Origin of the sequence: Pseudomonas sp. Ga0074129 (assembly GCA_001465025.1) — a bacterium.
Taxonomy (GTDB): domain Bacteria; phylum Pseudomonadota; class Gammaproteobacteria; order Pseudomonadales; family Pseudomonadaceae; genus Aquipseudomonas.
The window spans coordinates 1-12,332 of sequence record LNDO01000008.1; the positions used below are offsets into that span (position 1 = coordinate 1).

The following is a 12,332-nucleotide window of genomic DNA, read 5'->3' on the forward strand; positions in this document are numbered from 1 at the left end:
GAGGTCGCTTTTTACGGCCAACTTGGCCGCTTCAATGGTGTCGAAAATCTTGTCAGCCGACCACGTTACGGTGGTCGCGCCATTGGTGGCGGCGTCGTTGATTGCGGCACCGGCTGAGCCAAGCGCCGCCTTCAGCTCATTGATGGCCGCAACCAAGTTGCCCTTGGCCACCGTGGTCAAGCTGGTGAGATCGCCATGCTTGGTGCGGACGTCTTTAATGTCCGCGCCGATGGCTTGAGCAAGGGCAATAATTTGGGTTTCGAGGCTCATGGTTAACTCCGGGCGATGATGTAGTAAGCGATGGGGTCGGTGGGTAGCGGGGTGAAATTGCCGGGCGGGCCGGCGGGGCCCTGCGCGCCGGCGGCCAACAACGCGGCGGCGGGCTGCTCAGGCTCAACCACCAGCACGAAAGTTTCAGCCGCCACCAGTGCGGCGGTTTGCTCAGTCATGGGTCTGCTCCACGCTCACCACCACGGCACCCTGCGCCCAGCGGTCAACGCTGCCGTCGGACATAGTCAGCTCTAGGTCATACAACCCGGTCTGCCAGCGGATTGCAGCGGTTTGCGCCGCCGTAAGGGTGAGCATCACGCGCCCTGGCCCCGCCATCACCAGCCCACCCGTGGCGGTGCTCAGCGCCAATAACAGCGCGCCATTGGTATCGCGGATGTGCAACTGGGCACTGGCGCCGGTCAAGTCCAGTGGCAAGCGATATACCAAGTGCCCGCCACTGGCGTGCATGTCGCAGCCGTTGAGTTCGTTGTATTCGAGGGTGTCCGCGTCAATCACCGTGGCCAACCGGAAGCGCGCACGGCCTTTGTCCAGGTTGAGGCCTCCCCAGCCGCGCACCCCTTCAATCCAAGTGGGCCAACCCTCTGGCAAACCGTGGGCCGGCACCTGCAGCCGCAAGGGGGCCGTCTGGTAAATGGCGGCGATGGGCCGATAGGCGTACACCGGCTGCATGAGCAACAACGGCTTGCGCAACGTGGCACCCTGAATGATGCGCAGGTCGAGTCTGGACGGCTGCATTGATTTCTCCAGGCAAAATAAAACCCGCACGGCGCGGGCTTGGCGGTGGGTTACGCCTACGGCTAACCCACACTACGGGTGAGATGGGGCTAAACATCCACATCAAAATGCGGCAGGTTCGGCGCAGGCCCGGTGATCACCCCATCGGCGATGTAGGCCTTACCGCTCACGGCCACATCCACCCCCCGCACCGTCACGCGCGTGCCGGTGCGCAGCTCCACCTCACTGATACCGGCGCTGCTGTTGATGCTCATGACGGTGGCCACCGTGCGAACCCCACCAGGCAACAGGCCGATAAAGCGCTTCCAAGGGTTAACTGTGGCCATTAAAAGTGCCTCTCTAACCGGAGTTGCTGCTGCACACGGCTCGCGCCAGTGCCTTCAGCGGCGATGTCCACGGCCAGGCACAGCCCAACCCACGCGCCACTTTCCTCTGGCACGCGACAGAGCTGGGCAGGCAGTACCAAGCCGACGCCATGGTCATCCGTAAACGGGAACAGCGGGATTGAGACGCCAACAATTTCAATGTTCCCGCCCTTGCTCAGCTCGTGCACACCGCGCGCTCGGTTGGCTTCCTGCCCGGTGATCCAATCATCGAACACATCCGGCGCAGGGTTATCACCTGCCGTGCCAGCGCGGCGCACAAGCATGGATACACCGTGGCTGGTGCCCGACACGTAGCAGGCGTTCCAGGCCGGCTGCGGCGTCCACTCCCCGCCGAGGGCGGTCATCATTGCAGGCGGGATAATGCGATCAATCGGCGCATCGATCTGCCCCCACTCCCATGGCGGCACCGGGTAGCGCGGACGCACCTCAAGCTCATCAGCAGCACGCGCCGGCCGCACCACCGCGCCAACCGTTTCAGCAATACGAGCGATCACCTGCATAGCCGTTTGGCTCTGATAGCTCAGCGCACCGGCCGGGAACGTCCAATCAGCCGGCCCTACAGTCTCAGCGTCCCAAACGATACTAAACCCGGTGAACAGCAACTGCTCCGTCGCTGCCTGCCGCGCGGTGATCGGCGCAGCGTTCAGCCCAGTGCGCAATGGCGCGTAGGGCGCAGCGAGCAGTTGAGTGCGCGTAGCGCCCTTGATGCTGTAGGCCTCGGTCGGAAACTTGAGTTGCCGGCTGTAACCCTCCACCAGCAGCACCCACGTCCAGCCGTTGATATCCAGTTCAATCTCTTTTGCGCCATCCTCACCAGGTGCCACCAGGTCGAGCGCAGCCTTGGTGAAGATGTCGGCGCTGAACTTCCAGCTAAAGCTGTCGGCATCCAGGCCAATGCGCACATTCTTCGCTTCAATGGGCGTGCGCGCTGGCAGCACCACCAGGTTGACGGTGTTGGCAATCATGTAGGTATCCAGAATGGTTGGATCGGTAGGCGGCTCAGGCAGAGGCTTGACCGGGCCGGGGTAGTCCACATATTCAATGCCGGTCAGCGGGCCATCGAGCACCCGCGCCCTGCCCCACGGCAACCGCGCCAGAGCGCTCAGCCGGCGTGCATCTTGCCAACGCACCCGGCTGGAACTATCTACCGGCTGAATACGCGGAGCAGGCGGCGTGTATTGAAAGCTGAAGAACACCAACGGCGAGGTGGGTGGGAAGTACGGACGCCCCCCAAAGTTGAATGCCAGCGGTCCAGGGCCAGGCACGTACAAACTGGCCTGCACTGCCGCTGCCGCATTACGGCTAGGCCCATAATCGTCGACCCGCCGACTGGGGCAGCCCACCTGCACATCCTTACGCGCCGGCATCGGGTTGTAGATCAGCCGCAAGCGCACATCACGCGGCCTGATGGTGTGATCCCAACGCCCCACCACACCGCAATCCTTCGCCGGCACCGCACCCCACAGGCCAGCCAGCTGCTCACAGTCAGCCGCGCTGGCCAGGCCCCAAGCCTGAATGCTTTCCCGATCCCTGGCCGGCACCGCACTCCAACCAGCTGCAGCCTCAAGGTCATGCCCCACTGCGCGCCGCCAGAGTGCCCGAGCCTCTACCACCAGCGCCGTGGTGCCGTCCCAAGGCAAAGCAGCCGGCCGCGCCGAGGCTGGGCGTGCTGTAGACCAGCTGCCCCCTACTCGCATTGTCAGCATCAAATCACCTCAACAGGCACAGGCCCATGGCCAATGGGTGCGTAGTAGCGAACTGCAATGGCGCGAGCGGTGCCAATCAGGCGAGCGGCGTTATCGCCACTGGCTGGCCACCACTCCGGCTCAGCGGCCGGCAAGGTGCCAGCCTCCGTAACGCGGTACAGCCAGCCGGTGAACAGTGTTGGCCGGATGGTTTGCCCAACGGTAACGGCCAAGGTCGGGCTATAGAGCACGCCCCAATCATCCACCGCCACGGCATAGCACAGCCCACCAGCAACTCGCAGTTCCAGCTCAGCCTCACCATCAACAGTCAGGCCGTACCCGGCCACACGCCACTGGCCATCCAGTGGCCGCTCAATCACAACCACCTCACGCCCTGCCGGCTGATGATCCACACGCACCTGCGCGGCCAGGGTCGCCGGCTCACCAACTACCCCGCCTTGGCCAGAGGTAATGTCAAAGGTCAGCTCGGCTGATTCGGTGAACGCCAAGTAAGTGGCCCGAGTTCTGCGCGGTGCTGCCAGATCCTCACCGGCCACTAGCCACTCCCCCTGTGCCAGCAAGGTGGCCAGGTCGAACTGCTCGGCACGCGTCCATTCGCCATCAAGCGTTTGGAACACCATCGCCAACGTGGCCACCGAGCCCCACCCGCGATACAGAAACAGCGTCTTCACCCCTGGCGTCACTAACCCCTCGCGCAATACCCGAAACTTCAGCGTTGCACGCGGCGGCACAACAACAGGCAACGCCAGAACCAACGCAACCGTTGCTGTCGCCATCACCAGAACTCCGGGTTGTTTGTAACGATTCGCGTGGCTGAGCCGTCAAAAGCAACGCCCATGAAATACGTATGCGCACCGCCCAGCGGCAGGGGCGTGTTCAGATTTCGAGAGTTCAGCGGCCCAACATGCCCTAGGCTCTGCGCCGCTGGCGAAGGGAAATACATCGACACTAAAGGGCAAAGCGCTTGGCCACGTAACCGCCCAGCCAGCACCGAAGCCCCCCATCTGACAGGGCACAAAGGTGCCTCAAGAAGCGGAACGATGTGTGCGGCACCGAGCGAGGCAACGCCGGTATTGGCGTTGGCAGTCAAGCGAAGGCCAGGTGCCACAACAGCAATTGACCCGGTATCAACCAGCAATCCGGTTGCAGGGTTACGCAGCACCGTTACTCCCTCAGGCCCAAAGTAGGCCCGAGGCTGAGTGCCGTTTGTGTTCTGCCCACCCATGGCGATGAAATTGCCGGCGCTGTCCTCTCCGACATAAAGCGGGTTCATCGCACCAAAGTCCGAGGCCGCATACTCAAACAGACTGAAGCCTCCACTTCCCTGGAAGTAAAAAGTCTTGTTATCCGCCACCAAATACCAAGTGCTATTGGCCGATGAGTTCGCCAGAACCGAGTTCCACATACGGTGCTGGTTGGCACTGCCCGCTGCATCCGTTCCCGACTTAAGCCCGGCTCCCGTCATCACATCACCGGACATACCCGTAAACGTCGCGGCAAGGTGGATGATGAAATACGAGGTCGCAGCAACCCAGGTAAAGCACACAAAACCGCTTGAGGTCCCATTGCGCAGCACCAGAAAGCGATCACCTTCGGCGATCAGTGCCCAGCCGGCAGCGGGTTTGCTGCCGTAGCCCGACACCAAGCACGCCTTGAGGATCGTCTTCAGTGCAGCAAAGTGCGCGATGTTTGTGCCGCTGCTGGAGAACGCGAAAGTAGGCGCCCCACTGTCATCGCGGTGATAGACGGTAGCCATCAATCTGCATCCCCCCTGATCTGCAACTCGAACTTGTCGTCATCCACCGTGCCCTGCCCGCTGATCACCGTGCGGATCACCCACATAGGCCCAAGGGCCGAGTCGGTGTTGAACCGCACCGCATTACCCGCAGCCCAGCCGGAGCCCCAGCCTTGAAAGCGGATGGTGAAATACGGCTCGCCGGTCAGGGCGTTCACGGGCGAGCAGTCGCTACTGATGGTGCCCGTGGAGATAACCCCCAGCTTTTCCTCAACCACCTGAAAAGAGGTGGCACTGGTAAACACCAACGCCCAGCGGCCATCGATACCGCCTGCGTTGGTGATGAGCTGCGGGTAGGTCAGGCTGTTGTATTGCGCGGTTGTGGTATTGCCGATTGGCGCATCCGTCCAGTTCGGCGCGCCCTGGCTCCAAGTCTGCTGGGTAAACCAGTTATGCACCCGCGCCTGCAGGTCACCCCAGGCAACAGCACTGGACACCTGCGTTTCATCAGCAGGCAGATCCCACGGCAGCGGCGAGCTGAGGCCCAGCAAACCGGTGATCTGCACCTCGGTGCAAAGCGTCATGTGCTCAACACGATCACGAATGATCAGCGGCAGGCCTACCGGATTGCCTTCCGCATCCTGCATCACCAGCGGGTTTGCCCAGGTCACCGTGCCTAGCATGCGGTCAGCGGTGTATGAGGCTGCACGCAGCAGCACCCCATTGCCATCAACCACCTCAATGTCCTGCTGTTGCTGGCGTGCCAGCGACACCGTGCCACCCGGCACAGGGCTGGCCACAGCGGTTTCGGCGGTGTGGTGAATCACCAACACATCGCCATCGCGGTAGATCGGCACACGCCCATCTGAGGGCAGGCGCACCGGGTCCAACCCCAGCAGGCGAGCATCGAGCGGCAAACGGGTTTGCACCACGGCGTTGTAGCGCAGCAGCAGCGGGATCACCGGCACATCACTGGCACCCGTGTCGTCGTCGGGGTCAGAGGTGAACACCAGCCGCGCAATACCCGTGCTCGCATCAACACGACCATGGATGATGCCGCTGGCAAAATTCCCGTTCAGCCCAGCCGAGGCCGTGACCACTTCGGCAGTATCCGTGCGCACTACGGTGAGCTGCATACTGCCAGCCCGCAGTGGTGCACCAGGTGTTCTGAAGGTGACCGAGGTCACGCTAAACCCAACGGCCGCCGTGAGGCAGGCCAGCACCGACACAGCCCCGCTGGCGTTGCCGCCATAGCTGCTGAGGGTGGCCGTGCGGGCGGCATAGTTGACCGTCCCCACCGCCACGCCACCGTTGGTGTTGGTGGCCACGTCCCGGTACAGAATCCCCGAGCGGTCGCAGTACACCGAACCGTTCCAGCTGAACAACAAAGAACCCGGCACAATCGCCTCAGCCACCCCCGGCAACAGGTTCACCGTAATCGGCGGCTGCGCTTGGCTGCTGGTTTTCGGCGTAGCACTCACGCTGGCCGCCTGCGCCGTAACTGTCAGCGTGCCACCAAACTGTTCACGAGTCGGTACATTCGTCGTCACAAGCACCGGCTCGGTCGCACCGAACATTGATGTACGGACGCGGGTATAAGTGTGCTCTTTGTAGTCATACAGCCGAGCCACTTGCAGGGTGCAGGCCCCGGTGGTGTAGTTGATGGTGCCAGCCCGGCCACCCTGCCAACCGCCCGCGCCATTGTCATTTGCGGCCTGGGCGATATCGCGCTGGCCATCGTAAACAGGCAGCGAGTTACCGCTTTCGATCACAGACCAGTTAACAGCCGGCGCGGCCTGGCGCTGTGTAGTCAGCCAATCCACGCGCACGCTGCCCGGTTTGAATGGCGCACCCGGCAGCGTGAAGCTGGCCATGCCGCTGCCATCACTGCTCACGTTGATCGGGCTGCTGAGCGTTGTACCCACCTGATAGCTGTACACAATGCCGCTGGCTGGCGTAGCAGTCAGCAGCATCACAACTTCACCAGTTGCATAGGCGATGGTGCCGCTGCCACCCGTTCCGCTCAGCACACCCTGGCCGTTGTCAGTCAGGGTGCGAGGTGTCCCGGCAGTGAAACTGATCGACACCGAGCCAGGCAGCACACCGCCCTCCGGCAGGGTATGGCGCACCTCAAGTACAGGCGTCACACTGCCGCCCGCACGCTGCACAATGGCGTTATCGGCGCTGCTGACGTAGCTGTAGATCAACGCACTGCCCACATCAGGCAGCGCGTTGAGGGTCAGCGATACACTGCCCGTGGCAAAGCTCACGGTGCCCGCACCCTCACCTACCAGCAGGCCGTCGCCGGTATCACGCAGCTCATACCATTTGCCCAGCGCCATAAAGCTCACGGACAAGGTGCCGGGACGCGGCACTGCGCCAGACAGATTCAGCGTGTATACAAAGCCACGGTTGCCCAGCGTGACCTCAATCTCCCCGGTGATTGTTTCGCCTGTGGCTGCAGCACCGGGGCTGTAGGTGGCGCTGGCACTTCCGGTCATGCTGCTGCCAGTGCGAATCAGCGTCAGTTCGCCGGTTTGGTAATCCACCCGGCCACTGCTCATCCAGTTGCTGCCACTGACAAAGCGCAAACCGCCCTTGCTGTCATCGGCATAGGTGCCGCCGTTGAAAGTAAGTGTCAGCGAACCCGGCGCGCAGCCAGTACCCAGGAAGGTACGCGACTCACCCACCACAGCACCGGCCGCCACTGTCAGGCTGATGTTTCGCGCGGGACCAGCCGCGATATACACCTGGCGCTGATAGCCACCCAGCACATCAACCAGGGGTGATTCCTTGGTGGTGCTCGGCACCAACTGGCTGTAGACCGATTTAACCTTCAGGCTCAACGCGCCCTGCGCCACGGCCTCAGCCAATGGGCTGATCCCGTAGTAGCGCGCGGCATCGGCAATCTGAGTGCTGAGCACCCGCGCCTTGGCCTTGCCATCCAAGCTGGCAGAACTGGTGCCAGCAGGGCTGGGCTGACCACCAGGGAACTCATTGAGCAGCGGCGCGGTGATGGACAGATCAAGCCGGCGCAGGGTGAAGTTCACAAAGTTGCCGTTGCCATAGTCAAAGGTGAATTGCTCAAGCCGCGATTCAACCCCAGACAACCGCACATACTGCTGATGGGGGGCGGTCACCAGCTGGAACACATCGCCCACCTCAGGCACGCGCCGATCCTCGCGCTGCACGCAGGCAATCGCACGCTGGCCTGCCAACTGAGTACCCAGCAAATCAAACTGCGCCGCCGAGGCCGCTGCCACGTAGCTTTCAATGGCATCACGGGCATTGGCCCGCACATCAGTCTGACTACCGGTATTGAACAGCAGCACGCTCACGCGCGGATCTGCAGGCGGCTGCGTCACGATGCCATGCGTGCCCAGGTAGGCATCGCTGTTGCTGGTCATCACGCCGGCAAACACCTTGCGCAGGTTGATGCGGCCAGTGGTGCGGTCCATCCGGCTGATATCGGGGAACAGGTTATTAACCTCGCCATCGATCACCGCCGCGCCTGTAGCGCGACCGCCCCCATCATCCTCATCAGTCAGGCGCTGAGACTTCAGCAATTTCACATCGGTGCGGTTGATCGCCATGCCAATCTCCGGGCATTAAAAAGCCCGCACAAGGCGGGCCAGGAAAAGTGGGTGTTTTACGGGGCGGGCGGTGCAGCAGGTGGAGCCACCGTGATCAGACGCAGGGTTAGTTCGTGTAGCCAATCTGCCGTAGGTGCAACCTCACGGAACAAAGGCTGCGCCTGAACAGCAGGGCCGGCAGCACGATTCCAGGTCACGTAATGCTGATCACCTGTCGGCAGCGTGAGTAGCATCACTGCCGCAGGTATCGCGGCCTTCGCTTCCAGCTCACGCACCTTGGCCAGCGTGAACCACGCGCCGCCATTGCTGCTCAGGGTGATTGGCCGCCCGTAGAGTTTCAGACCTTCCTGAAAGATCATCGCGCCAGTAAGGCTGCGATCCTGCACCTGCTCTACTGGGTCCCACTCCCATTCGTCCATCCACTCCATTTGCTCGCCGGCCAAGTCGGGGTTGTCCGCCAAGTCGATGCTGTCCAGAGTTAATGCCATCAAAGCGTCCTCATTCCAGCTTCCTCAAGAATGCTGAGCAGGTTGGTTTCATCAGCAGCAGAATTCACGGCCACCTCCACAGCTTTGCCACGGGTTGTTTCCAGGCGGATAACCTTTTGCGGGCCAGCGGCGGCTGCAGCCTGAGTCGGTGCAGTTGTCGTCAGACGTTTCTGTTGCTCATCCTGCTGTCTTTTCTGCGCGGAGGCGGCTTCAATCTGCCGCAGCACGCTGATGGACCGCTGAGCATTGGCCACTGCATTCCGATCACCAGCGGCCTGCGCGGCGTCCAGCTGCACCTCAAGCTCGCGCTGGCGTGCTGCAAAACGGCGGCGCTCTGCATCAGCTTCACGCCCTTCAAGCCTGTCCAGTTCATCCTGCAGACTTTCGAGTGTGCTGCGGCTGGAGTCGCCCAGCTGTTTCATCTGCTGCTCAGCGCTCTGGATGGATGACTCCAAGCCGCTTAGATCAGACTCATCAAGCAGCTTCAGATCACCCTTAGCCGAGCGAGCTGCACGGGCAAAAGCAGCAGCAGACATTGCACCCGAGCTGTAGCCCTCGGTCAGTTCCTGCAGCCGTAGCTTCTGCGTCAGGTACTCAGCCTGCACCTCGCGGCTGCGAAGTGCCGTTTCGCGCATCCATGTGCCAAACCCATAGTCGCGGCTACCGAGCAACCCCATCTCAGCCTGCAAACCTTTGGCTTCCTCACGCACACGCGCAAGAGCTTCGCCGGTTTTATCAGCGCCACTGGTATCCAGTTCGACATCCGTATTCTTGATACCGCGCAATGCATCGAAGGCCTCAAGAGCTGCCTTACTCATGTTGGCAAGCGGCGTCCGGGCCGCGGTCATCACCGCGCCGAAGAAATCCACCCCGCCAGAAGCCTCTTCTGCCGCATCACCAACATCTGAGATGCCGCGCCGCGCCGATTGCATGTTTGCATCAATGGCCTTGCGCTGTTCGCCCAAGGCCTCGGTGCCTTTATCAGCAGATGGTTTGAGATCCTTGATGCGCTTGTTCAGCTCGGCTTGCGCCTTAGCGAACTCATCGGCGCTGATCTTGCCCTCGCTGTAAGCCTTTCGGATGCCTGTACGCAGCCGGTTGAAATCCACCTCATTCATCGCGCTGCCCACAGCGCGCATAATGCTGCCCAAGTCGCCGAAGTCTTCGCTCAGGCCTGCCAGAGAATCCCCAGTACCAGCTGCCGCTCCGCCCAAGGTGGTCAGCTTCTCATTGAGCAGACTAGTGGCTTGAGCGAACTGCTCTTGGGAAATGCGACCATCTTGATAAGTCGTGAGCAGCGCACCCCGTAGGCCTTCGAGTTGCTGCACGGATGAGGCGGTGTCGATCAGTTTGAGCGCATCAGCCATGTCGGTGATGGCGCGCTGACCTGTTGCAGAGGCCTCAACAGCCTGCTGCGCGAAACCCTCATTCAGCTCTGCAACTTTATCAGCAGTATCCTGGGCAGCATCGAGCTTGGCCTGCTCTGCATTGACGGCAGCAGCCTGCTGGTCCTGTGCGTTCTGAACCGCTGATCTTGTATTAGTTTCCCAAGCATCGCGTATATCTAGGCTGTCCTGCTCAATCTGAGCCACGAAACCATCGCGCAATCCATTTATCGTTTCGCGTGCCGCCTTTACATCAGCCCGAATCTTTTCACCGCCCAGCATATCGGGAATTTTATCGGCTGCTGCCTCCACAACACCGAGCATCAGTCCAACAGTCCCAGTGAATGCAGCACCCACAGAACTCAAGCCAGCTGTCAGGCCGTTGAACATCGTGCGAAACGGTGCAACAAACAGCTGTGCACTTTGCGCTGCACGATCAAGTTTCGTACCGAAATCACTGAGCCAAGCGCTGCTGTCATCAATGAACTTGTTAAGGTCTACCTCTGCCAAGCGCCCGAGGAATTCCTTAGCTTTCTCGGCACCTTGCTCGAAGGCAGTGGACAGCGAAGTGGCCAGCTTATCCAGCCGACCGTCGCGGTCCATCTGCTCGATGTACTCTGCCACCCCTGCCAATTGCTGCTTGGCGTAATCCAGTGCACCGCTCTTGGCGATGCGGTCAAGGAAGTCCGACCAGGTATCCGACAGGTTACTCACCAAACCAGTGAGCGTGCCCATGTTCTCTGCGGCAGCGCCCTCGGCACTGGCACCAATCTCTTTGATCAGAGCCCCGATCACATCGCGGCCAAGCTTGCCCTTACTGGCCAACTCTGCAAGTTGCGCGGCATTCTTGCCGGTAACCTTCTCCAGCATCGACCAAACGGGGACGCCCCGTTCAACCAGCTGCAAGATCTCTTCGGTCTGCAACTTCTGCTTGGCATAGGCCTGGCCCAGCGCTGACGAGATACCCGTCAACCGCTCCATGCCGCCGCCGAGTTGTTCGTTTTTATCGACAACAGCCTGCAGGGTGCCGTCCATAGGGTCTAGCCCGTAGGACTTGAGTAGCGCAAAAGCCTCCGTAACGTCTTGCACCTGTAGCGGCGTGTCGCGAGCAAATTGCTTGATCCAGGACGTAGCCTGTTCGCCCGCAGCAACGCTACCCATCAGCGAGGCCATGCGCTTGTCGAGCAACTCGAACTGATCACCTGTTTTCAGCATCGACAAGATGCCGTCACGCACCACATTGAGGCCCGTCTGCACCAGGCCGAATGCGGCTTCCAGCGAGATGTAGGCCGCAGCAAAGGCCAGCACCTGCTTTGCGCCGCTCGACATAGCGCCACGAGCAGCATCAATACGAGAGGTGTGCTCAGCAGTGGCCCGCGCTGCCGCATTATGCTCGCGCTGTAATTCCTTGAGCTGCTGGCTGTTGGCATCCAGTGCCACCTTGGCCTTGTCGACCTCAGCCGCCAAGCGCTTTTCTTCATCGGCCAGGTTGTTGGTATCAATACCCGCTGCTTGTGCAGCCTTTTCCTGCTCAGCCAGGCTAACGCGCAAGGCATCAAGCCCGCGCTGCATCCTCCGGGCTTCACGCTCGGCATCCTTCAACGACTGCTCCAGCCCCGCAGAGCCGGGCGACTGGTTTAGCGCATCCCTCAACTCTTTAACTTGCAGGTCTGCCTGCACGAGTCCGCGCTCGGCTTGCTCGGCGGCACGCTGGGTAGCCTCAAGCCCTCTGGCTAGGCCGCGCGCATCTTTGGCCGAGTCGAGCGCTTTGCCCAGTTCCTCGGCCTCGGCACTCACTGCCGCCAGCGCTTCGGCGCTCTTCTTGGCTTCGGGCGACAGCTCATCCTTGCCGCGCAGCACAAACTGAATCAGGCGGTCTTTAATGCTCACGCGGTTTACTCCGGGCAATAAAAAAGGGTTATCGGTTTTACGTGTTGTTGCAGGCAAGGCGCAGCCTTAAAACGTATTGGTATTAGCTTCGGCTTTAAATGTTGTTATGCTGGGCTCACCAAT

The 12,332-nt window shown here is 61.2% G+C and carries 9 protein-coding genes and 1 pseudogene; all 10 read right to left on the bottom strand.

All coding sequences use genetic code 11. The features are described 5' to 3' along the window. Nucleotides 1–270: pseudogene (locus AUK77_RS00455) on the bottom strand (hypothetical protein); the annotation flags it as partial. Nucleotides 271–272: 2 nt separating this feature from the next. Then, the gene (locus tag AUK77_RS00460; protein WP_296125161.1) at nucleotides 273–449 is read right to left on the bottom strand and encodes a hypothetical protein; all 177 of its coding nucleotides are present in this window, start codon (nucleotides 447–449) and stop codon (nucleotides 273–275) included. Continuing rightward, on the bottom strand, nucleotides 442–1,026 hold the full coding sequence (locus AUK77_RS00465; RefSeq protein WP_296125163.1) for a hypothetical protein: 585 nt from the start codon (nucleotides 1,024–1,026) through the stop codon (nucleotides 442–444). The genes AUK77_RS00460 and AUK77_RS00465 overlap by 8 nt, the downstream gene beginning before the upstream one ends. A gap of 89 nt (nucleotides 1,027–1,115) precedes the next feature. Further along, nucleotides 1,116–1,352 carry a hypothetical protein gene (locus AUK77_RS00470; protein ID WP_296125165.1) on the bottom strand — a complete coding sequence of 79 codons (237 nt, stop codon included), beginning with the start codon at nucleotides 1,350–1,352 and terminating at the stop codon, nucleotides 1,116–1,118. After that, nucleotides 1,352–3,118, bottom strand: a complete 1,767-nt coding sequence (locus tag AUK77_RS00475; protein ID WP_296125167.1) for a hypothetical protein — start codon at nucleotides 3,116–3,118, stop codon at nucleotides 1,352–1,354. The genes AUK77_RS00470 and AUK77_RS00475 overlap by 1 nt, the downstream gene beginning before the upstream one ends. Further along, on the bottom strand, nucleotides 3,118–3,894 hold the full coding sequence (locus AUK77_RS00480; RefSeq protein WP_296125169.1) for a hypothetical protein: 777 nt from the start codon (nucleotides 3,892–3,894) through the stop codon (nucleotides 3,118–3,120). Before AUK77_RS00480 ends, AUK77_RS00475 begins: the two co-directional genes overlap by 1 nt. Next, complete coding sequence (locus tag AUK77_RS00485; protein WP_296125170.1) at nucleotides 3,894–4,874, bottom strand: hypothetical protein; 981 nt, start codon at nucleotides 4,872–4,874, stop codon at nucleotides 3,894–3,896. The genes AUK77_RS00480 and AUK77_RS00485 overlap by 1 nt, the downstream gene beginning before the upstream one ends. After that, on the bottom strand, nucleotides 4,874–8,446 hold the full coding sequence (locus tag AUK77_RS00490; protein ID WP_296125171.1) for a hypothetical protein: 3,573 nt from the start codon (nucleotides 8,444–8,446) through the stop codon (nucleotides 4,874–4,876). The genes AUK77_RS00485 and AUK77_RS00490 overlap by 1 nt, the downstream gene beginning before the upstream one ends. Before the next feature lie 56 nt (nucleotides 8,447–8,502). Beyond that, nucleotides 8,503–8,934 (bottom strand): hypothetical protein, encoded by a 432-nt coding sequence (locus tag AUK77_RS00495; RefSeq protein ID WP_296125173.1) that lies wholly within the window; start codon nucleotides 8,932–8,934, stop codon nucleotides 8,503–8,505. Then, nucleotides 8,934–12,209: a tape measure protein gene (locus AUK77_RS00500; RefSeq protein ID WP_296125174.1), complete on the bottom strand. Its 3,276-nt coding sequence runs from the start codon at nucleotides 12,207–12,209 to the stop codon at nucleotides 8,934–8,936. Before AUK77_RS00500 ends, AUK77_RS00495 begins: the two co-directional genes overlap by 1 nt. Nucleotides 12,210–12,332 lie beyond the last annotated feature (123 nt).

Bases quoted from the DNA above. Each gene is read 5' to 3' on its own strand.
- AUK77_RS00460 (WP_296125161.1), bottom strand. From the start codon at position 449: ATGACTGAGCAAACCGCCGCACTGGTGGCGGCTGAAACTTTCGTGCTG.
- AUK77_RS00465 (WP_296125163.1), bottom strand. From the start codon at position 1,026: ATGCAGCCGTCCAGACTCGACCTGCGCATCATTCAGGGTGCCACGTTG.
- AUK77_RS00470 (WP_296125165.1), bottom strand. From the start codon at position 1,352: ATGGCCACAGTTAACCCTTGGAAGCGCTTTATCGGCCTGTTGCCTGGT.
- AUK77_RS00475 (WP_296125167.1), bottom strand. From the start codon at position 3,118: ATGCTGACAATGCGAGTAGGGGGCAGCTGGTCTACAGCACGCCCAGCC.
- AUK77_RS00480 (WP_296125169.1), bottom strand. From the start codon at position 3,894: ATGGCGACAGCAACGGTTGCGTTGGTTCTGGCGTTGCCTGTTGTTGTG.
- AUK77_RS00485 (WP_296125170.1), bottom strand. From the start codon at position 4,874: ATGGCTACCGTCTATCACCGCGATGACAGTGGGGCGCCTACTTTCGCG.
- AUK77_RS00490 (WP_296125171.1), bottom strand. From the start codon at position 8,446: ATGGCGATCAACCGCACCGATGTGAAATTGCTGAAGTCTCAGCGCCTG.
- AUK77_RS00495 (WP_296125173.1), bottom strand. From the start codon at position 8,934: ATGGCATTAACTCTGGACAGCATCGACTTGGCGGACAACCCCGACTTG.